This is a genomic window from Catellatospora sp. NPDC049111, from assembly GCF_040648615.1.
In the GTDB taxonomy this organism is placed as follows: domain Bacteria; phylum Actinomycetota; class Actinomycetes; order Mycobacteriales; family Micromonosporaceae; genus Catellatospora; species Catellatospora aurea.
In genome coordinates this window covers 198,737-219,623 of sequence record NZ_JBEZEB010000011.1, presented here as the reverse complement: position 1 = coordinate 219,623, position 20,887 = coordinate 198,737, and the positions used below count along the sequence as shown (strand labels likewise).

The 20,887-nt window shown below is 72.9% G+C and carries 14 protein-coding genes; 9 read left to right on the top strand and 5 right to left on the bottom strand.

The features are described from left to right. Positions 1-219: 219 nt before the first annotated feature. From AB0B66_RS18635 to AB0B66_RS18625, 3 genes are all read left to right on the top strand, one after another. Entirely contained in the window at positions 220-735 is a 516-nt protein-coding gene (locus tag AB0B66_RS18635) for a DUF2199 domain-containing protein (RefSeq protein ID WP_360530801.1), read from the top strand. Between the two features lie 388 nt (positions 736-1,123). Beyond that, entirely contained in the window at positions 1,124-6,010 is a 4,887-nt protein-coding gene (locus tag AB0B66_RS18630; protein ID WP_360530798.1) for a diguanylate cyclase, read from the top strand. A 107-nt stretch (positions 6,011-6,117) separates the two neighbouring features. Beyond that, positions 6,118-7,572: a M1 family metallopeptidase gene (locus tag AB0B66_RS18625; protein WP_360530795.1), complete on the top strand. Its 1,455-nt coding sequence runs from the start codon at positions 6,118-6,120 to the stop codon at positions 7,570-7,572. A 46-nt stretch (positions 7,573-7,618) separates the two neighbouring features. On the opposite strand, the gene AB0B66_RS18620 is transcribed toward AB0B66_RS18625, so the two are convergent. Next, the gene (locus AB0B66_RS18620) at positions 7,619-8,944 is read right to left on the bottom strand and encodes a lactate 2-monooxygenase (RefSeq protein WP_360530792.1); all 1,326 of its coding nucleotides are present in this window, start codon (positions 8,942-8,944) and stop codon (positions 7,619-7,621) included. A 142-nt stretch (positions 8,945-9,086) separates the two neighbouring features. Beyond that, the gene (locus AB0B66_RS18615) at positions 9,087-9,911 is read right to left on the bottom strand and encodes a hypothetical protein (RefSeq protein WP_360530789.1); all 825 of its coding nucleotides are present in this window, start codon (positions 9,909-9,911) and stop codon (positions 9,087-9,089) included. A gap of 110 nt (positions 9,912-10,021) precedes the next feature. Between AB0B66_RS18615 and AB0B66_RS18610 the strand changes: the two genes are divergently transcribed. The 5 genes from AB0B66_RS18610 to AB0B66_RS18590 all read left to right on the top strand — a co-directional run bounded on the left by AB0B66_RS18610 (position 10,022) and on the right by AB0B66_RS18590 (position 14,343). Next, the gene (locus AB0B66_RS18610; RefSeq protein ID WP_360530786.1) at positions 10,022-10,672 is read left to right on the top strand and encodes a GntR family transcriptional regulator; all 651 of its coding nucleotides are present in this window, start codon (positions 10,022-10,024) and stop codon (positions 10,670-10,672) included. Between the two features lie 85 nt (positions 10,673-10,757). Then, entirely contained in the window at positions 10,758-11,483 is a 726-nt protein-coding gene (locus AB0B66_RS18605; RefSeq protein ID WP_360530783.1) for an isochorismatase family cysteine hydrolase, read from the top strand. Positions 11,484-11,518: 35 nt separating this feature from the next. After that, on the top strand, positions 11,519-12,217 hold the full coding sequence (locus tag AB0B66_RS18600; protein WP_360530780.1) for an isochorismatase family cysteine hydrolase: 699 nt from the start codon (positions 11,519-11,521) through the stop codon (positions 12,215-12,217). Positions 12,218-12,246: 29 nt separating this feature from the next. Then, complete coding sequence (locus AB0B66_RS18595; RefSeq protein WP_360530777.1) at positions 12,247-13,887, top strand: regulator; 1,641 nt, start codon at positions 12,247-12,249, stop codon at positions 13,885-13,887. 78 nt (positions 13,888-13,965) lie between these two features. Beyond that, on the top strand, positions 13,966-14,343 hold the full coding sequence (locus tag AB0B66_RS18590; protein ID WP_360530774.1) for an AtzH-like domain-containing protein: 378 nt from the start codon (positions 13,966-13,968) through the stop codon (positions 14,341-14,343). A gap of 14 nt (positions 14,344-14,357) precedes the next feature. Here the strand turns inward: AB0B66_RS18590 and AB0B66_RS18585 are convergent, their stop codons facing one another. Next, positions 14,358-17,228 carry a hypothetical protein gene (locus AB0B66_RS18585; protein ID WP_360530771.1) on the bottom strand — a complete coding sequence of 957 codons (2,871 nt, stop codon included), beginning with the start codon at positions 17,226-17,228 and terminating at the stop codon, positions 14,358-14,360. Further along, on the bottom strand, positions 17,215-18,999 hold the full coding sequence (locus AB0B66_RS18580) for an HSP90 family protein (protein ID WP_360530769.1): 1,785 nt from the start codon (positions 18,997-18,999) through the stop codon (positions 17,215-17,217). The genes AB0B66_RS18585 and AB0B66_RS18580 overlap by 14 nt, the downstream gene beginning before the upstream one ends. A gap of 118 nt (positions 19,000-19,117) precedes the next feature. Between AB0B66_RS18580 and AB0B66_RS18575 the strand changes: the two genes are divergently transcribed. Continuing rightward, positions 19,118-20,266, top strand: coding sequence for a pyridoxal phosphate-dependent aminotransferase (locus AB0B66_RS18575; RefSeq protein ID WP_360530766.1), 1,149 nt, complete (start codon positions 19,118-19,120; stop codon positions 20,264-20,266). Positions 20,267-20,275: 9 nt separating this feature from the next. Here AB0B66_RS18575 and AB0B66_RS18570 read toward each other — a convergent pair whose 3' ends face one another. Next, positions 20,276-20,791, bottom strand: coding sequence for a DinB family protein (locus tag AB0B66_RS18570; RefSeq protein WP_360530763.1), 516 nt, complete (start codon positions 20,789-20,791; stop codon positions 20,276-20,278). Positions 20,792-20,887 lie beyond the last annotated feature (96 nt).

Sequence of the window (20,887 nt, the reverse complement as noted above, 5' to 3'; positions counted from 1 at the left end):
TGTCATTTATAGCAGGTATTTCAGGGAGCGCTCTCTCCAAGGTCGTTTGTAATTTCTGCGCAGGTCAGCACCGAAATCAATGGCATGCGCATTGGGCTGCACTGAACCGGTTGACCTTGATCGGTACATGGCCGCCGGCAACAGCTTTTTCGAAACCCCGGCGGAGGAATGCGAGTGCCGCGGACGGGGTGGCGCCGGTGGACCGCCTAGAGTCTGCGCATGCGGAACATCACGGGCCACACCTGCGGATCGTGCGGCCGACCGCACGAGGACCTTCCGCTGTCGTACCGCACCGCGGCACCCGCGCCATGGACCGACGACCTGGCCGACGACCCGAACAGCGAGCTCACCGCCGACCTGTGCGTCATCTCGGGCCGGCACTTCTTCGTCCAGGGCAACCTGGAGATCCCGATCATCGGCCGCGACGAGGTGTTCACCTGGGGCGTCTGGGTGTCGCTGAGCCCGGACAGCTTCGCCCGCACCACCGACCTGTGGGACGAGCCGGGCCGCGAGTCCGAGCGGCCGTATTTCGGCTGGCTGTCGACCGAACTCGCCGGATACCCCGTGAGCACGCTGAACCTCAAGACGAACGTGCACACCCGACCCGTCGGCCGCAAGCCGTACGTCGAGGTCGAGCCCACCGACCACCCGCTCGCCGTCGAGCAGCGCACCGGCATCACCACGGCCCGCATCCACCACCTGGCCGACCTGCTCCAGCACGGCTCCCGTCCCTGACCCCGCGGGATGCCGGAGGTTCGGTGCGGTCCCGTCCCTCACCAAGGTCATTCGACTTGCCCGGCACCTGTGCGTATCTTGAGGCCGCGTTCGCCCACTTGCCAGGCAAGTCCAACGATCATGGGGCGGCCGCCCCGCCCGGCGGGAGCGGGCGCTCGCGCCCCCTCGGCGGACGCGATGGCCAGGGCCGCTGCCACTGGCCCGCGCCGAGCGCGACCTGGGCCCCTACCGGGAGGTCGCCGACCAGGTCCTGGCACACCTGCGGGCCGCCCTGCCCGCCACGTGCCCGCAGGATCGTGACAAAAGTTCTATTCTGGTTCTCGAAGACAATTCGGGTTGAGCGGCTACTTCTCGGCGAGGCTGGGGCGTTTGACGGAGTCCGGGGCGGATGATGGGCATCAGCGGCGAGCATCCGGCAGGAGGCCCGCCGGTCGACGCCGACCGGGTCGAGGTGCTGCTCGACAGCGACCGGACACGGGCATACCGGATGCGCCTGCCCGGCGGCCGGTCGGTCGTCGTCAAGCAGCCGCTCGGACCTGACGGGCCCAAACGACTCAAACACGAGGCGGCGATCCTGCGCCGCCTGCGCGGTGCGCACGGGGTCGTGCAGCTCGCCCCGGCCCCGCCGGTGGACGGCGCGCTGGTGCTCCAGGACGCGGGCGGCACGACGATGGACCGCCGGCCGATGCCGCTGCCGCTGCCGGAGGTGCTCGGCATCGCCTCGGGCCTGGCCGACGCGCTGGCAGCGGTGCACCACCGGCACGTCGTGCACCGCGACGTGTGCCCCAACAAGATCGTGCTGACCGCGGCCGGCGGTGTGCTGCTGATCGACTTCGAGCTGGCGTCCACGTTCGCTGAGATCCGGCCCGAGTTCGCGCACCACAACGAGATCGTGGGCACGCTGCCCTACCTCGCCCCCGAGCAGACCGGCCGCACCGGCCGCCCCGTCGATCAGCGCGCCGACCTCTACGCCCTCGGCGCGACGCTGTACGAGATGGTCATCGGCGAGCCGCCGTTCGGCACCGGCGACCCGCTCCGGCTCAGCCACGCCCACCTGGCGCGGGTGCCCGTACCGCCGGCCGAGGTCGACCCGGAGGTGCCCGCCGCCCTGTCCGACGTGATCATGCACCTGCTGGAGAAGGAGCCGGACAACCGCTACCAGACCGCCGAAGGCCTGGCCCACGACCTCGCCCAGCTGCGCGCCGCCCCACCGGGCGAGCGGGTGACGCTGCGCATCGGCGCGGGCGACGTGCCGTTGCGGCTGCTGCCTCAGTCCCGCATCATCGGCCGCGACCCGGAGATCCGGGCGCTTGGCGCGGCGTTCGCCGACGCGATGACCGGGCTGAGCCACGGGCTGCTGGTCAGCGGACCGGCCGGGGTCGGCAAGACCTCGCTGGTCGACGAGCTGCGCCCGATCGCCTCGGGCAGCAGCGGCTGGTTCGTGTCCGGAAAGTACGACCAGCACCGGCGCGACCTCGAGTTCGACGGCACCCGTCAGGCGATGCGCGCGCTGGGCCGACTGCTGCTGGCCGAACCCGAGGAGGAGGTCGCCGACCTGCGGCAGCGGCTGCGCCAGGTGCTGGGCCGCAACGCGGGACTGCTGGCCGCGGTGCAGCCCGAGCTAGGGCTGCTGATGGGCGTCGAGCCGGACGCGACCGTCGGCGACGCGCTCTACGCCCAGGCCCGGATGCAGCGCATCGGCGTCGACGTGCTGACCACGGTCGCCTCGCCGAAGCGCCCCATCGTCATGTTCATCGACGACCTGCAGTGGGCCGCCCGCACCCCGCTGGGCTACCTCGACATGCTGGTCTCCGACGGCCCGCCGGACGGGTTGCTGCTGGTCCTGGCATACCGCGACGACGAGGCCGACGCCACCCACCCGCTCACCGCGATGATCGCGCGCTGGCGGCAGCAGGGCGTCGAGCCGCAGCGGATCACGCTGGGCAACCTGCCCCCGGCGAGCACCGCCGAGCTCGTCGGCGAAATGCTGCAACTCGATGCGACCGACGCGGAGGAGCTGGCCGAACCCGTCGCGCAGCGCACCCGGGGCAACCCGTACGACACGGTCGAACTGATCAACTCGCTGCGCCGCGACGGCGTGCTGGTCCTCGGGGCCGACGGCTGGACCTGGGACGCCGGCAACCTGTCCCGCCATCTGCGCCAGGCCAACGTCATCGACCCGTGGACGACCCGGCTGCGCGGCCTGCCGACCCGCACCCGGCTGCTGGTCGAGATCATGGCCTGCCTCGGCGGGCGGGCGGACCTGGATCTGTTGGCCGTCGCCGACGGGCACCCCTCGGCCGAGACCGAGGAGTTGCTCGCGCCCGCCCTCGACGAGGGCCTGCTGGTGCTGGAACCGGCCGAGCCGGCCGACGCGGTCCGGTTCCGCCACGACCGCGTGCACCAGGCGATCCTCGACTCTCTCACCCCGTCGACGAAGAGCGCCCTGCATCTTGGCCTGGCCCGGCGGCTGGCCCCGCACCCCGAGTACGCCGAGGTCGCCGCGCACCAGTACTACGCCGTCGCCGACCACGTACACGACCCCGCCGAGCGCCGCCAGGTGTCCGCCCTGCTCGCCTACGGCGCCTGCCAGGCGATGGTGGTGACCAACCACAGCATGACCGAGCGCTACCTGGCAGTCGCCGTCGACTTCGCCGACCCCGCCGACGTGCGCAACCTGATCATGCTGCAGACCCACCGGCACGCCTCGCTCTACAGCCTGGGCCGCCTCGACGAAGCCGACGCCGTGTACGCGGCCATCGAGCGGCTGTGCGACCGCCCCGCCCAGCACGCCGACGCTACGTTGGTGCAGGTGTGCGGCCTGACCAACCAGGGCCGGGCCGCCGAGGCCGTCGCGCTGGGCCTGCAGATGCTGGGCCACCTGGGTATCACCGCGCCGCCGCCCGACCGCCTCGCAGCCGAGATCGACGACGGGCTCGACCTGCTGCACCGGTGGCTCGACGGCGATCTCGGCGACGACCTGCGCCGCCCCGAGGCGACCGACCCGGATCTGGCGGCCACCGCCGCGCTGATCAACCACATGATGGCCCCGGCGTTCTTCAGCGACCAGGACACCATGGCCTGGCTCACCCTGCAGGCACTGCGGTTGTGGGTGCGGCACGGCCCGCTGGCGAACCTGGTCGGGCCGCTGGCCCACCTCACCTTCGTCACCGTCGGCCGGTGCGGCGACTACCTCACCGGGCACCGGGCGCTGCTGCGCGTGATCGCCGTCGGCGAGGCCCGCGGCTACGAGCCCGACACCTCGCAGGCCCGCTTCCTGTACGCGCTGAGCACCGGCCACTGGTACGAGTCGCTGGAGGACACCGTGCAGCAGGCGCAACTGGCCCGCGAAGGCCTGCTGCACGGCGGCGACCTGCAGAAGGCCTGCCACACCTACTACGTCTCCGTGTACGAGCTGCTCGATTACGCCCCGACCCTGGACGACTACCTCACCGAGGTCGACGCCGGACTGGCGTTCGCCACCCGCACCGGCAACGACCAGTCCACCGACGTGTACCTGCCGTACCGGCGGCTGGCCGGCATGCTGCGCGGCGAACCCGCCGAGGCGGACGACAGCGCGGACCCGCTGCCCGAGGCGCTCGCGGGCAATCCCGTGGCCGTGTCGAACGTGCACGTCACCAGGGCGCTGGCCGCCGCGCTCCTCGACGACCTACCCGCCCTGCACCACCACATCGAGGCCGCGACCGCGCTGCTGCCGGTGAACCCCTCGGTCTACCCCGTCGCCCAGGCCCGCCTGCTGCGCGGCCTCGACCTGGCCGAACAGGTCCGGGCCGGGCCGCCGGAGGAGCGCGCCGCCCGGCTTTCCGAGCTCGACGAGACGGTGGCCTGGTTCGCCGCCCGCGCCGCGGACGCCCCGGTCAACTTCTCGCACACCCTGCTGCTGCTGGAGGCCGAACGTGCCTGGGCCCGCGGCGACTTCCAGACCGCCGCGCAGTCCTACGACGCCGCCCAGCACGAGGTCGCCGGCCGGGGACGGCCGTGGCACCGGGCCCTGGCCCTGGAGCGGGCCGCCCGCTTCTACCTGGCCCATGACATGCAGGTCGCGGGCACCAGCATCCTCAACTCGGCCCGGCACGCCTACCACGTGTGGGGCGCGGACATGAAGGTCGCCCAACTCGACCGCACCCACCCGACCGCCCCGTGGCTGATGGGACTGCGGCCGCCGACGAGCGGGCAGACACCGGAAGCCGGCTCGCCGGCCCCGCTGCTGTCGAGCACGATCGACCTGCTCGCCATCCTCGCCGCCTCCCAGGCGCTCAGCTCGCAGACCACCTTCGAGGGCGTGCGCGCCCGCGTCGTCGACGTGCTCAGCGAGATGACCGGCGCGACCGCCGTACACCTGCTGCTCTGGGACGACGAGCGACAGCGCTGGTCGCTGCCGGCGGACGGCGGCACCCCCGCGGTGCCCGCCTCGGTGATCCGCTACGTCGAGCGCACCCGCGAACCGCTGGTCGTCGGCGACGCCACCAGCGACGACCGGTTCTCCCGCGATCCCTACTTCGCCGAACTCGGCTGCTGCTCGCTGCTGGTCGTGCCGATCGTCAACCGAGGCGTACGGCAGGCGCTGCTGGTGCTGGAGAACCACCTCATCCGGGAGGCGTTCTCGGCCGAGCGGCTCGACGCTGTACGGCTGGTGGCCGGGCAGCTCGCCGTGTCGCTGGACAACGCCTCGGTGTACGCCTCGCTGGAGCGCAAGGTGGCCCAGCGCACCGAGGAGCTGACCGCGGCCAACCAGCGGCTGGAGCTGCTCAGCACCACCGACGCGCTCACCGCGCTGGCCAACCGGCGGCGGCTGGAGGACATCCTGCACTCCGAGTGGGACAGCGCCCTGGGCACCGGGCGGCCCCTGGGGCTGGCGATGGTCGACATCGACCACTTCAAGCTCTACAACGACCACTACGGCCACCCCGCCGGCGACGAGTGCCTGCAGCGCGTCGCCGCGGAGCTGACCCGCAACCTGCGCCCCGGCGACCTGGTCGCCCGGTACGGCGGCGAGGAGTTCGCGGTGGTCATGCCCGGCCTGGACACCGAGGCGGCCCGGCGTACCGCCGAGCGGCTGCGCATCGCGATCTCCGACCTGGCCGAGCCGCACGTGCTCGCCCGCGAGGGCATCGTCACGGTCAGCATCGGCGTCGCCGCGATGACGCCGCGCCCCGACCGCGACCCGGACGACCTGGTGGGGCTCGCCGACGTCGAGCTCTACCGCGCCAAGCGCAACGGCCGCAACCAGGTCCGCGCCGCCACCCCCGGCTGACCGCCGGCGTGACGGCCGCCACTGCCGGCCTCGTCGTGATCTCCGTGTTGCCTGGGATCTCTACGCTGCGGCTGGGCCGGACCGGCCCGCCTTCACGAGGGAGAAGCATGTACACACGGGGGACGGCGATGCGTGCTGCGCTCGTCGCGATCACCGCCGGCGCCACGCTGCTGGCAGGGTGCACGTCCGAGTCGCCGAAACCGGGGGCCTCGGCCGCGCCTTCGCCTACGCGCGTGCGCGACTACCAGCCCGGCAAGGACGGGGTCGGCGATCCGTACTTCCCGACCTACGGCAACGGCGGCTACGACGTCGCCGACTACGCGATCAAGGTCAAGTACGACCCGAAGACGGACGTGCTCACCGGTGACGTCACCGTGAACGCCACCGCCAAGCAGGACCTGTCGCAGTTCAACCTGGACCTGTCCGGGCTGACCGTGCAGTCGGTGACCGTCGACGGGACCGAGGCCACCCACACCCGGGTCGACAACGAGCTGGTGATCACCCCGGCGAAGGGCATCGACGCCGAGGCGAAGTTCGCCGTGCGGGTGCAGTACGACGGCAAGCCCAAGCCGGTCAAGAACCAGCTGAAGTCGCTGGGCGAGGGCGGCTTCTTCGCCACCGCCGACGGCGCGATCGTGCTCGGCCAGCCCGACTCGGCCGCGAGCTGGTTCCCGGTCAACGACCACCCGCTCGACAAGGCCCTGTACGCCTTCGAGATCACGGTCCCGGACGGGCTGACCGCGATCAGCAACGGCGTGCCCGGCCCGAAGAACAGCACCGGCGGCTGGACCACCTGGACGTGGAACGAGACCAAGCCGATGGCCAGCTACCTGAGCACCATGGTGATCGGCAAGTTCCGGGTCACCACCGGCACGCACAAGGGCAAGCCGGTGTTCTCGGCGGTCACCACGACCGTGGCCAAGGGCGGCGCGGACACGTCCATGGCGCACACGCTGAAGATCGCCGACTTCCTGGAGACCCAGTTCGGGCCGTACCCGTTCGACGCGTACGGCGGCGTGGTCATCAAGGACGACCGGATCCACTTCGCGCTGGAGACGCAGTCGCGCCCCGTGTACTCGGCCGGCTTCTTCCGCAACGGCGTCAATGACTGGGTCGTCGCGCACGAGCTGGGCCACCAGTGGTTCGGTGACAGCGTCGCCCTGCAGAACTGGGACGACATCTGGCTCAACGAGGGCTTCGCCACGTACGCCGAGTGGCTGTGGAACGCCAACGCGAAGGTGCAGACCGTGCAGAAGACCTTCGACCAGTACTACGCCAAGTCCAAGCCCGAGGTGTGGACGACGCCGCCGGGCGCGCCGGGCGCCGCGCACATCTTCGACTCCAGCGTCTACGACCGTGGCGCGATGACGCTGCACGTGCTGCGCAAGGCCGTCGGCGACAAGGCCTTCTTCGAGATCGTCAAGACCTGGGTCGCGGAGAAGACCAACGGCAACGGCAACACCGAGGAGTTCATCGCGCTGTGCGAGAAGGTCTCCGGCAAGCAGCTGGACGACCTGTTCGACGCCTGGCTGTTCGGCAAGAAGAAGCCGAAGCTCAGCTGAGCCGCCGACGGGCCCGGACCGCGTGGTCCGGGCCCCGCGCCGCGTCTCAGGCCGAAGCGAGCAGGTCCGGCGTGATGTCGGCGAGGCTCGCGCAGCCGGTCAGGGCCATGGTGAGGTCCAGCTCGGCGCGCAGGTTCTGCAGCACCTGGCGTACGCCGTCCGCGCCCGCCAGGGCCAGCCCGTAGAAGTACGGCCGCCCGACGCACACCGCACGGGCACCCAGGGCCAGCGCCTTGAAGACGTCCGCGCCGCCGCGCACCCCGCTGTCGAACAGCACCGGCACCCGGCCGCCGACCGCCTCGACGATGCCCGGCAGCGCGTCCAGCGAGCCGATCGCCCCGTCGACCTGGCGGCCGCCGTGGTTCGACACGATGACCCCGTCCACGCCCGCGTCGAGTGCCCGGCGCGCGTCGTCGGCGTGCTGCAGGCCCTTGAGCAGGATCGGCAGCCGGGTCATGGTGCGCAGCCGGGCCAGGTCGCCCCAGGTCAGGTCCTGCCGCGAGAAGACGTCCAGGAACGTCTCCACCGCGGCCCGCGGCAGCGGTGAGCGCAGGTTGCGTCCCGTCGGCCCCGGATGGGTCCGCGCGATCGACAGCAGCGAGCGCACCGCCGCGGCGGTGACCTTCGGCTTCGGCCCGGTCTTCGGCTGCCCCGCCCGTTCGGCGGCCAGCCGCTGGAACACCGGGTCGCTGGTGTACTGCGCGATGCCCTGGCCCTGGCTGAACGGCAGCGACCCGAGGTCCAGGTCGCGGGCCCGCCAGCCGAGCACGGTCGTGTCGAGGGTGACCACCAGCGCCTCGCAGCCGGCCGCCTCCGCCCGCCGCAGGAAGCTCGCGACCAACTCCTCGGACTTGCTCCAGTACAGCTGGAACCAGCGCGGCGCGTCGCCCGTCGCCGCCGCGCACTCCTCCATCGGCCGGGACGCCTGCGTGGACAGGATGTACGGCACGCCCTCGGCGGCCGCCGCCCGCGCCACGGCGACGTCGGCCTCGGGGTGGGCCAGTTCCAGCACCCCGATCGGGGCCAGCAGCAGCGGTGACGCGAGCCGGCGGCCGAACAGCTCGACGGACAGGTCGCGCGCCGACACGTCGCGCAGCATCCGGGGCACGATGCGCCGGCGGTCCAGGGCCCGGCGGTTGGCGTCGGCCGTGCCCTCCAGGCCGGCGCTGCCGGCGACGTACGCGTACGCCTCGGCCGACAGCACTCGCGCGGCCCGGCGCTCCAGCTCGGGAAACGCGGTCGGCACGGCGGGGCGGCCGCCGCTGACGCCGTCGCGGTAGATCACACCCTGCCGGAGCCTGCCCCAGCCACCCGCGGCACGCACGGCCGGGTCGGTGTCGGCGGCGGGCATCGGCTGGCCGGAGTCGTCCATCGGGTCCTCGCAGAGTGCGTCGGTGGTGGTCCGCACGCACCGGTGGCCGCGCGGCGGTGCGCAGATCATGCCATCCCGCCCGCGACGGCGACCGGCAGCCGCCGCACGGACCCCCCGGCACCACCCGGCTCTGTGCCGGTGGTCAGGCCATGCCGGGCCGGGCGAGCACAGCCAGCGCCCCACGGGCGGCCTGAACCGTCTCGGGACCGGCGTCGCCGGGCAGCTTGGGCAGGCCGGCGGTGACGGTGACCTCGTGCCGGAGCACCGGCTGGAGCGGGGTGGTGGCGACGAACAGGGTCGCCACGCCGTCGTAGGCGGTGCCCTCGTCCAGGCGGAAGACGTAGGCTGGTGCGGTCACGGGGGCGGCGTAGGTGGCGTGGGCGGCCAGGTCGTCGGCGATGCACCACCACGGCTGCGGTTCGCGGCCGGTCCAGTGGTGATCGCCGAACAGCCCGTGCGCCGCCAGCCGGAACCGGTGGCTGATCGTCACCGCCTCGCGCAGCCGCTGCTCCAGCTGCCCCAGTGTCTCGCCGGGCGGCGGCGCGGCGAGCAGCTCGTCCAGCCGCCCGGACAGCCACTCGGTCAGCACCTGGCGCAGCACGAACCGCCACGCGTCGGTGGCCGCGCCGGTGGCGAACGTCAGGGCCTCGCGCAGCAGCCGCAGCCGCTCCGCGCAGTCCGGCCACAGTTCCAGCGGGGGCGGGCCGGTGCACGGCACCGTCGTCGCGTGGCGGCGGGCCGTGAAGTCGACCACGGCCCGCAGCGGGCCGCCCGCGATCAGGTCCACGTCCTGCCGGTCGTCGGACCACTCCCACTTCGACTGGCCGTCGAGCAGGCTGGTGTAGAGCGGATCGGTCAGGCCGTCCTCGTAGAGCCAGCCGCCGGGCGACCGGGTCGCGGCCCGGGTGACCTCCGTGACGAACAGCAGCGCGTCGGCGTAGCGGCGGGGCGCGTCGCGCACGTCCATCCGTGCTCCCTCCCTGGCAGGCCTCCAACACCGTACCCGCCGTCCGATCCCGACACCGGCCGCAACGGCCAAGTGATCGCGGGCGGCGGGTTGCTGGCACACTCGGTGCCGTGACGGACACGGCCCCCGCGAACGGTGCGATCGAGAGCTACAGCCTGGTCGAGCTCGCGGTGACCCGGCTGCGCCGCGAGATCCTCAGCGGGCGCTGCGAGCCGGGCGAGCGCCTGGTCGAGGAGCAGTTGACCCGCCGCCTGGGCATCAGCCGGGCCCCGCTGCGCGAGGCGTTGCGGCTGCTGGGGCAGCAGGGGCTGGTCGAGCACGTGCCGCGGCGCGGGGCGCGGGTGGCCACGCTGTCCGACCGGGACGTGCAGGAGCTGTACGCGGTCCGCGACATGCTGGAGCGCCACGCGGTCGAGCAGGCGCTGCGCGCCCCGGTGCAGCTCGACGGGCTGCGCGTGGCCGTGGACCGGATGCGCCAGGCCGCGGCGACCGGGGACCAGCTGGAGGTCGCGAACGCGCACCGGGCCTTCCACGTGAGCGTGGTCGCGCTGTCGGGCAACGGGCAGCTCACCGCGATCTACGAGTCGATCCTGGTGAAACTCCAGCTGTACATGGCGATCAACCTGCGCCGCGAGGCCGAGCTGGCGCACGCCGACGACGGGGTGCACCGGCACGAGCGGCTGCTGGAGGCGGTCGCGACCGGCGACCCGGCCGCGGTGCTCACGGCGCTGGCCGGGCACGGCGCAAGGTCCTATCTGTAGTCCCGGACCCCACGGAGGGCGCCGGGCAATGCACACGTTACCGAGGCGACCAGACCGCGAAACAGTTCGGTCGACAATCGACAGTATGCAAACCCTGGTGCCCCAACCTGATCCGCCGACCGGTGTGCGCATCGGTCCGGTGCAGGCCACGCCGTATCGGTGGCCGTACGACGGGTCGGTGCCCGTCGCGCGGACGGCGCTGCTGTGCATCGACTGGCAGACCGACTTCTGCGGGCCGGGCGGCTACGTCGACGCGATGGGCTACGACATCGCGCTGACCCGGGCCGGGCTGCCCGCCACCGCCAAGCTGCTCGACCACGTGCGCTCGCTGGGCATGCTGGTCGTGCACACCCGCGAGGGCCACGACCCGGACCTGTCCGACCTGCCCGCCAACAAGCGCTGGCGCTCGGCGCAGATCGGCGCGGAGATCGGCGGGCCCGGCCCGTGCGGGCGCATCCTGATCAAGGGTGAGCCGGGCTGGGAGATCGTGCCCGAGGTCGCCCCGGTCGGCGGCGAGGTGATCGTCGACAAGCCCGGCAAGGGCGCGTTCTACGCCACCAACCTGGACCTGGTGCTGCGTACGCGCGGCATCACGCACCTGATCCTGACCGGCATCACCACCGACGTCTGCGTGCACACCACCATGCGCGAGGCCAACGACCGCGGCTACGAGTGCCTGATCCTGTCCGACTGCACCGGCGCCACCGACCCCGGCAACCACGCCGCGGCCCTGCACATGGTCACCATGCAGGGCGGCGTCTTCGGCTGCGTCGCGACGTCCGACGACGTCATCGCGGCCACCACCCCCTGACGCACCGTTCCGCCTCACAGAAGGCGAGCACCCCGTTGAGCAGTCACGCCACGGTCGACGCCATGCCGTCGCCGTACACCTTCGATCCTTCGACCACCGCGCTGCTGGTCATCGACATGCAGCGCGACTTCCTGGAACCCGGCGGCTTCGGGGAGACGCTGGGCAACGACGTGAACCAGCTGCGTTCGGCGATCGCGCCGACCGAGGCCCTGCTCGGCGCGTGCCGCGCGGTCGGCCTGACGATCATCCACACCCGCGAGGGGCACCTGCCCGACCTGTCGGACTGCCCGCCGGCGAAACTGCACCGGGGCGCGCCGTCCATGCGCATCGGCGACCCGGGGCCCAAGGGCCGCATCCTGATCCGCGGCGAGTACGGCCACGACATCGTCGACGAACTCGCCCCGCTGCCCGGCGAACCGGTGATCGACAAGCCCGGCAAGGGCGCCTTCTATGCCACCGAGCTGGGTGAACTGCTGGCGAGCCGGGGCATCCGCAGCCTCGTCGTCACCGGGGTCACCACCGAGGTGTGCGTGCACACCACCGTGCGGGAGGCCAACGACCGCGGCTACGAGTGCCTGGTCCTGTCGGACTGCGTGGGCTCGTACTTCCCGGAGTTCCAGCGGGTGGGGCTCCAGATGATCGCCGCCCAGGGCGGGATCTTCGGCTGGGTGGCGAAGTCACCGGCCTTCATCGGGGCGCTGCAGCGCAGCGCCGCACTGCCGCAAGCCGCCTGAGCCCTCCCCCGCCTCGAAAGCAGGACGCCATGACCACACCCGCGCCCGCCGCGAAACTGCCGCACTGGGTCCGCGGCGACACCAACGCCTTCTTCGGCTTCGGCGTGAACGTGCTCGTCAACGTGCTGACGCTGACCACGCTGTGCCTGTTCGTGATCAACCTGTCCGAGGGGGCCGTGTTCGGCACGATCCTGCCGGCGCTGGGCATCGCGCTGGTCTTCGGCAACGTGTACTACACGATCCTGGCCCGCCGCCTGGCCGCCAAGGAGGGCCGCACGGACGTCACCGCGCTGCCGTACGGGCCCAGCGTGCCGCACATGTTCATCGTCATCTTCGTGATCATGCTGCCGATCTACCTGAAGACCAAGGACCCGATGCTGGCCTGGCAGGCCGGGGTCGCCTGGGCGTTCATCATCGGCGTCATCGTGCTCATCGGCGCGTTCGTCGGACCCTACATCCGCAAGTACACCCCGCGCGCCGCGCTGCTGGGCACCCTGGCCGGCATCTCCATCACCTTCATCTCGATGAACCCCGCCGGGCGCATGTGGGACCTGGCCTGGGTCGCGCTGCCGGTGTTCGCGCTGCTGCTGATCGGCCTCATGACGAACGTCAGGCTGCCGTTCAACTTCCCCATCGGCCTGGCCGCGCTGCTGCTGGGCACCGCGATCGGGTGGATCGGCGGGGTCATGTCGGTGCCCGACGTCACCGCCGCCGCGAAGACCATCGCGTTCGCCGTGCCCGACCTGAAGTTCGACCTGCTCTTCGCCGGCCTCAAGGAGATGGCCCCGCTGCTGGCCACGGCGATCCCGCTGGGCGTCTACAACTTCACCGAGGCGATGACCAACGTGGAGAGCGCCGCCACCGCGGGCGACAACTACAACCTGCGCAGCGTACTGCTGGCCGACGGCACCGGCGCGGTCATCGGCTCGATGCTCGGCTCCCCGTTCCCGCCCGCCGTATACGTCGGGCACCCCGGCTGGAAGGCCGCGGGCGGGCGCACCGGCTACTCCATGGCCACCGGCATCGTCATCGCCCTGCTCTGCTTCCTGGGCATGTTCGGCCTGCTAGCGGCGATCTTCCCGACCGCGGCGATCGTGCCGATCCTGCTGTACATCGGCCTGCTCATCGGCGCGCAGGCGTTCCAGGCCACGCCGCGCGCCCACGCCGCCGCGGTGGTAGCCGCGCTCATCCCCAACCTCGCGTCCTGGGCCACCGGCCAAATCGACAACGCGCTCGCCGCGGCGGGCACCTCGGCCGCCGCCGTCGGCGACCAGGCGCTGGCCGGTGCGGGCGTGGTCTACCACGGCCTGCTGGTGCTCGGGCAGGGCGCGATCCTGGCGGGCCTGGTGTTCGGCGCGATCGTGGTGTTCATCATCGACCGCAAGTTCCTGCACGCCGGGATCTTCGCGCTGGTCGGCGCGGTGCTGACCTTCGTCGGACTGATCCACGGCGAGAAGGTCGAGTGGAACGCCAACGGGCCGGTGTCACTGGGCTACCTGTTCGTGGCGGTGGTCTGCGCGATCTTCTACTTCGGCAAGCACTCCCCGCGCGAACCCGACCCCGAGGAGCTCGCCCTCGACCGGCTGCACGGCGGCGCGGACGCAGCCGCGCCGGTCTCGCCGGCGCCGGCCGCTGCGGCGGAGCCGGACCGGGCCGCGGCCGCGGCCTGATCCGGTCCACGAGCCGCCTTCCGGCACGGGAGCACGCGCCCGTGCCGGAAGGCGGCACCATCAGTCAGGGAGAAACCCATGGAGCTGGACCGGCCCGACGTGGTCGCCGAGGTGGCCGCCGTGTTCGCCGCCTACGAGAAGGCGCTGGCGGTCAACGACCCGGACGAGATCATGTCGTTCTTCCACGACAGCCCGGGCACGGTCCGCTTCGGCGTCGCCGACCGGCAGACCGGCTGGGCCCAGCAGCACGCCTGGCGCGCCGCCCAGCCGCCGCTGCCGCCGGGAAGGCTGCTGCACGACACCCTGGTCAGCACCTTCGGCGACGGCTTCGCGGTGGTCACCACCTGTTTCGGGTACGCGGGCGGCGCGGTCACCGGACGGCAGTCGCAGACCTGGGTGCGGCTGCCGGAGGGCTGGCGCATCGTGCACGCGCACGTCTCACACCAGCCCTCCTGACGGTCACGCCGGGATCACTCCGGTTCGGGTAGGTCGTGCTCCTGGCGCAGCTTGCGAGCCTGGCCGGGGTCACCCAGTTCGTCGAACACGCGGGCCAGCCACGCGGCGGCGTCGCGGCGTGCGCCGTGCCCGGTGGGCAGCGCCTCGTACGCCCGGCGCAGCTGCGCCTGGCCCGCCGCGGTCCGGCCGGACACGACCAGCACCTGCCCGTGGCGCAGCTCGGCGAGCGCGGCCTCCTCGAACGCGCCGATCGAGCGCAGCAGCTCGGCCGCCGGAGCGACCCGGGCCAGCGCGGCCTCGTGGTCGGGCCGGTCGTTGTTGGACAGCACCTGCGCGGCCTCGTAACCGGCCATCGCCCGCTCCCAGGTGAACCCCGGCTGCTGCTGCTCGGGCACCTCGGTGACCTCGATCAGCTCCGCGAGCTGCCCGGCAAGTGCGATCGACTCGTCCCGCCGCCCGGCGTGGAACAGCGCCATCACCTGGCGGCGGCGGGCGTGCACGGTGGCCAGGGCGAGATCGGCCTGCCCGTACGCGGACGCGGCGGCGTCGAACCGGTCGGCGGCTTCGGCGTCGCGGTCGACCTGCCACAGCAGCTCCCCCGCGCGCTCCAGCACATCGGCCCGGTAGGGCAGCCGGTCCACCCCGCCGACCAGCTCCAGCAGGGCGTCGAGCTGCCCGACGGCGACGTGCACCTCGCCGAGCTGCGCGTACGTTCGGGACAGGATGTCGCGCAGTTCCACGATCATCTCGGTGTGCTCGGGGTCGCGCTGCGCGAGGAACCACGACAGCGCCTCCTCGCCGACCTCGGCCGCCTCGGTGAACCGGCCGAGCGTGCACAGCGCCAGCGCCAGCCGGTGCCGGGTGTACGCGGCCGCGCCGGGCTCGCCCTCCGCCTCCATCAGGCACACGTGCTCGACGATGTCGTCGACGAACTCGCCCGCGCGGTCGGTCGTGACGAGCATGAAGCCAGCGTTGGCGCGGGCGCTGCGGCGCAGCTCCGGGTCCTGCGCGACGGCCGCGGCCTCCTCGAACGCGGCGATCGCCCCGGTGTGGTCGCCGAGGCGGCCCTGCAGGTCGGCCAGTGCCCGCAGCAGGTTCGCGAGCTGGTCGCGGTGCGCGGTGCCGCGCAGCAGCGTCGCGGCAGCCCGGATCTGCATCGCGGCCTCGTCGAGGCGTTCCTGCGCCTGCAGCACGCCCGCGCGCAGGTGCAGCATGGCCGCGTGGCGGGCGGGCGGCACCGGGCCGGGCTCGGCGTCGGCCCGGTCGAGCAGCGACGTCGCGAGGTCGAGCTCGCCGGACGCGGCGGCCACCCACGCCGCCCGCATCAGCGCGGCCCGGCGCTGCCTCGGGTCGGTGTTGGCGGCCACGGCCAGTTCGGCGGCCTCGTACACGGCCGGCACGAGCGAGCCGTCGCCGGTCAGCTGCAGCATCGCGATCTGCCACTGCAGCCGCGCGGCGTACTCCCGGGCCTGGTCACCGGCCCGTTCGAAGGCCGCGACCGCCTCGGCGAACGCGTCGGCGGTGCCCGGCAGGTCCTCGTCGGGCAGCGCCACCGCCCGCAGCCGGGCCAGCCGCCCGCGCTGCAGGTCGGTCAGGTGCCTGCCCTCGTAGGAGATCAGCAGCAGCCCGGTGAGGGCGCGGCCCCGGTCGCGCTCCTCGTCGTGGAAGAGGTCGTCGACGAGGTCGAGGCAGCCGTCGAGGGACAGGTCCGCGGGCAGTTCGGGCACGTCCGCGCCGGACGGTTCCGCCTCGACGGGCGCGGCGGGCGCGGACGACGCGGCGCGGGCCGCGGTCACCGACAGCGGCAGGTGGTCGACCAGCGGCTTCGCGTCGATGAGCTGGGCGATGCGGGTGCTCTGGTAGGTGTTGCCGTTGCGCTCGTCGAAGCGCCGCGACAGCGCCACCGCGCGTTCGGCCAGCTGCCGCCCGAGTTCGGCGACCGAGATCTCGCCCGCCGCCCGGCGCACCGGCAGGTCGCCCTGGCCCGCCTCGGCGAGCCGGCGCAGCACCAGCGCCGCGGCGGCCGCGAACTCCATCTCCGTCTTCGGCGTCGGGGCCTGCTCCAGCCACGGCAGGTGCCGCTCGATCAGCTCCAGGCCGCGCGCCTCGTTGCCGGTCGCGCCGCAGAACTCCACGTGCCGGGCGACCCGGCCCAGCTCCGCCTTGTTGTCGTCGAGTGCCCGGTAGGCGCGCCGGTGCGCGTCGCGGGCCTCGTCGAGGCGGCCGGTGCGCAGGTACGGGAACAGCAGCGTGGTCAGGATGCCGTGCGGCTGCTCCGAGCAGGTCAGCCGACCGCTGAGCGCCTCCTGCGCCACCGCGATCGCGTCCTCGTCACGGCCGCGCCAGGCCAGGTGGTGCGCCTTCGACGACGGGTCGCAGCCCGCGCAGTCCGACAGCGCGTCGCGGGGCGCGGTGTCCCACAGCCGGTACCAGTGGTCGGCCTGCTCCTCGTCGCCCAGGTGCGCCGCGACGTCGTGGCGGTACGCGTACACCGCCTGCATGCTGTGCCCGCCGGAGGAGTAGCGGCGCTGCATGTCGTCGAGCACCGCCATGGTGCGTTCCAGCGGCAGCTGCGGGAACAGCGTCATCGACGACACCATGTGCTTGAAGTGCCACAGCAGCAGGTGCTCGTCCTGCTGGCTGCGCCGGCCCGGGTCGGCGTCGTAGTCGGCCAGGCAGCGGGCGAACGTCATCATCGCCTTCATCGGCTCGCCGCTGGCCTGATAGCCGCTGGTCGCCGCCGCGTGCGCCGCGTAGAGGAGGTCGGCGTCGCCGAGCGCCTCGGCCTTGGCCAGCGCCTGCTCCACGACCACGACGCGGGCCGGGCCGTCGGGGGTGTCCCAGGTGCGGTGGATCAGGTCGTGGACCTCGTCATACGTCGTCATGCGTGCTCCCGGGGGCGGCGTTGGGCATTGCCAGGTCGATCAGGTCGAGGAACGAGCGGTTCAGCAGCGCCATGTCGGCGGGGCGCAGCGGGTGGTGGCCGTACAGCAGGGCCTGGCCGTAGAGCGAGGACACGGTGACGGCGACCAGTTCCGGGGTCGGCAGCGCGCTCATCCGGCGTACCAGCGCATTGCGGTGGTTGAGCACCAGCTGCGGGCGCACCTGCGCCTCGGCCTGCTCGAACGACGACAGCACCCCCGCCCACAGGTCGTCGGAGACCTGCGCGGTCTCGCGCAGCCGCCGCTGGAACGTGGCGTGGCGGTCGGTGAGGTACAGCGCGGGCATGCTCGGCGGGTCGAACGCGCGCACGACGACTTCGCAGCCCAGCGGGTCCATGGCCCGCTGGGCGGCGGCCGTGAACGGGCGCAGGGCCAGGTCGGTGGCCGGGTCGAGGGTGTCGAAGCGGGTGGACAGGTCGCTCGGGTCGAGCCGGTCCACCATGATCGTGTTGTCGAGCAGCGGCAGGCGCTCGATCAGCTCCGCGTCGAAGGTGTAGCCGCCGTTGACCACGGCCAGGCCCTGCGCCGCGGCGACGGCCGCGAGCTGCCGGAACTCGTCGTTGTTGGCGCTGTAGCGCACGGTGCCGTGGCGGCGGCGGAACTCCTCCAGCGGCATCCGGCCCATGTTGGTCTCCATCGGCCACCACTGGTCGACCAGGCGCAGCATCTCCTCGTCGTGCATGGCCAGGGCCTTGACGCCCAGGTGGTGTACGGCGAGGAAGCGGTGCATGCGGTCGGGGTCCTGCCCGGCCAGGTCGACCAGCCAGCCGCGCAGTTGCGCGCCGAGCTGCTCGCGCACCGACTCCAGCAGGCCGTCCTCGTACAGGGCCTCCCGGCTCGCGGTGGGGCGCAGTTCGGAGGCGTCGACGATGCACCGGGCGAAGAACGCCCACTCCGGCAGCAGGTCCTCGGCGCCCTCGGCGAGCAGCATGCGTTTGAGGTAGACGCGGTGGCCGGACTTCGCGGCCGGGTTCGCCGGGGTCGGCAGCACCAGGGCCACGCCGGTCAGGCCCGCCTCGGGCACGTTCAGCGCGATGGTGTCGAACGGGGTGAAGCCGAACGCCTGCTCGGCGGTGCGGACCAGCTCGGCGCGCCCGGCCTGCCAGGGCAGCGTCTCCGCGGTGACCAGGTCGCCGTCCACGCGCACCGGGTAGGGCAGCATCTCGCCGAACAGCCGGGCCAGGTCGCGCACCCGCTCGGCGTCGAGCCACGCGGTCGCGTCGCGGCGCGGCACCAGGGTGACGGTGGTGCCGACCTCCTGCCGGTCCGGGCCGGGCTTGGTCTCGTAGCGGCCGTCGGCGTAGCCGGTCCAGTACACGGTGGGGTGGCCCTCGTGGCGGGTCTGCACCCGGATCTCGTCGGCGACCAGGAAGCACGACAGCAGGCCGATGCCGAACTGGCCGAGGAACTCGTGCCGGGAGAAGCCCAGCTCGTCGCGCTTGCCGCTGCGGCCGATGGTGGCCAGCAGCTCGTGCACCTGCTGCTCGGTCAGGCCGAGGCCGGTGTCGTGCACGCGCAGGGTGCCGTCGCCGGTGGTCTTCGGCGACTCCAGCCAGACCGACGCGGGGGCGGTCGGGGCGAGCGCCCGGCGGGCGGTGATCGCGTCCACGGCGTTCTGCATCAGCTCGCGCACGTACACCCGCGGGCTGCTGTAGAGGTGGTGGCTGAGCAGGTCGACGATGCCGCGCAGGTCGACCTGGAAGGACTGGTTCACCCGGCAGAGGCTACCGGCGCGGGTCCACCTGCCGGAACCGGCCGTCAGCCCTGGAAACGGGCCACCGGTCGCATATTGGTCCTGTCCGCGGCGCGCACGGCCGTGGATCATCGGACGCATGACCGTTTCCCACGGCCCCGGCCGTCCGGCGAGGTTCCCGGTGGCGTCGATGTCGGACCTGGTAGACCGGCCCGTCCGCTACGACCTGGCCGAAAGCACCTCCCCGCCGCTGCGCGTGGCCGAGCTGCTCGACGGCGACACCGCCGCCCGGCTCGGCGCGCTGGAGATCGGGTACGGCACCAGCCAGGGCGACGCCGAGCTGCGCGCGCTGATCGCCGCGGGCGCGGGCGTGTCCCCGGCCGAGGTCCTGGTGACCGCCGGTGGCAGCTCGGGCATGTTCCTGCTGGCGTTCACCCTGTGCCGGCCCGAGGACGACGCGGTCGTGGTGACGCCGTGTTTCCCGCCCGCCCGCGCCGCCCTCGACGCGCTCGGCTGCCGGGTGGCCCCCGTCGCCCTGACCTTCGACGACGGGTACCGGCTCGACGTCGACGCCGTGGCCGCCGCGCTGACGCCGCAGACCCGGCTGGTGTCGCTGGCCTCGCCGCAGAACCCGTCCGGGGTGCGGTTCACCGAGCAGGAGCTGCGCGACCTGCTCGACCGGATGGCGGCGGCGGCCCCGCGCGCGGTGCTGCTGGTCGACGAGACGTACCGGCAGTCCGGCTACGGCGCGGCGCCGGTGCCCCGGTCCGCCGCGGGCCTGTCGCCGCAGTTGGTGACCTGCTCGTCGGTGTCCAAGGCGCACGGCGCACCGGGTATCAGGGTCGGCTGGCTCACCGTCACCGACCCCGCGCTGTACGAGTCGCTGCGGGTGGCGAAGTTCAACACGCTCATCACCGGCTCCGGGGTGGACGAGCTGCTCGCCGCCGAGGTGCTGCGCCGCCAGGAGCAGATCCTCGGCGTACGCCGCACGGCGCTCGCCGCCGCGCTGGACACCCTCGACCGGTGGACGGCCGAGCACCGCGACGCGGTCGAGTTCGTCCGCCCCGACGGCGGCGCGCTGTGCTGCCTGCGGCTGCGCGCCGACCGCTTCGACGACCAGGCCGTACACCGCTTCTACGACGAGCTCGCGAAACGGGAGACCCGGGTCGGCCTGGGCGGCTGGTTCGGCGAGCCGGACCGGGTGTTCCGGCTCGGCTTCGGGCACCTGTCCGCGCCGGACTTCCGGACCGCGCTGGACCGGCTCGCCGAGGCCCTGGCCGCCGCCTGACCGGGTAGGTCAGCGCTTGGACATCCGCAGCAGGCCGCGGACGTAGGCGGCCTGGCCCGCGTGCGCGACGTCGTCGACGGCGACGCTGACCAGCCGCACGCCCATGGACACGGGCGGGTCCCAGCGCTCGTCGACGATCCGGTCCAGGTCCTTGGGCTTGAGCCCGCGCAGCAGGTCGCGGGTGCGGGCGCTGACCGCGTCGAAGTACTCGACCAGCACCTCCGGCCCGTCCGGGCGCACCGCGGCGACCTGCTTGGCGGTGTGCCCGTAGCCGGTGTCGCCGGGGTTGGCGCGCAGGCCCAGCCGGGCGGCCCACGGGCCGGTCGCCCAGAGCTGGTCCTCGCCGAGCAGGTCCGCGACGTGGTCGTCCTGGATGCGGGTGAGGTGCCAGACCAGCCAGCCGATGCTGTTCGCGCCCGGCGTGGGGGCCCAGTGCAACTGCTCGGCGGTCAGGCCGTCGACCGCCTCGTGGACCATCTCGGGGATCCGGTCGAACAGTTCGACGAGCAGGCCGTCCACATTCACCCGCGTCAGCCCTTCCCTGTCGCCAGTGCGGCCTGCGAAAACGTCCGCCGCCTCCGCACAGTATCGCGAAGGCGGCGGACGCAGACCGTGAAGCGG

What these genes read in the sequence shown, in the direction of transcription:
- AB0B66_RS18595 (WP_360530777.1), top strand. Translation starts at nt 12,247, where the DNA reads ATGACCACACCCGCGCCCGCCGCGAAACTGCCGCACTGGGTCCGCGGC.
- AB0B66_RS18625 (WP_360530795.1), top strand. Translation starts at nt 6,118, where the DNA reads ATGTACACACGGGGGACGGCGATGCGTGCTGCGCTCGTCGCGATCACC.
- AB0B66_RS18575 (WP_360530766.1), top strand. Translation starts at nt 19,118, where the DNA reads ATGACCGTTTCCCACGGCCCCGGCCGTCCGGCGAGGTTCCCGGTGGCG.
- AB0B66_RS18630 (WP_360530798.1), top strand. Translation starts at nt 1,124, where the DNA reads ATGATGGGCATCAGCGGCGAGCATCCGGCAGGAGGCCCGCCGGTCGAC.
- AB0B66_RS18635 (WP_360530801.1), top strand. Translation starts at nt 220, where the DNA reads ATGCGGAACATCACGGGCCACACCTGCGGATCGTGCGGCCGACCGCAC.
- AB0B66_RS18615 (WP_360530789.1), bottom strand. Translation starts at nt 9,911, where the DNA reads ATGGACGTGCGCGACGCGCCCCGCCGCTACGCCGACGCGCTGCTGTTC.
- AB0B66_RS18605 (WP_360530783.1), top strand. Translation starts at nt 10,758, where the DNA reads ATGCAAACCCTGGTGCCCCAACCTGATCCGCCGACCGGTGTGCGCATC.
- AB0B66_RS18590 (WP_360530774.1), top strand. Translation starts at nt 13,966, where the DNA reads ATGGAGCTGGACCGGCCCGACGTGGTCGCCGAGGTGGCCGCCGTGTTC.
- AB0B66_RS18620 (WP_360530792.1), bottom strand. Translation starts at nt 8,944, where the DNA reads ATGGACGACTCCGGCCAGCCGATGCCCGCCGCCGACACCGACCCGGCC.
- AB0B66_RS18585 (WP_360530771.1), bottom strand. Translation starts at nt 17,228, where the DNA reads ATGACGACGTATGACGAGGTCCACGACCTGATCCACCGCACCTGGGAC.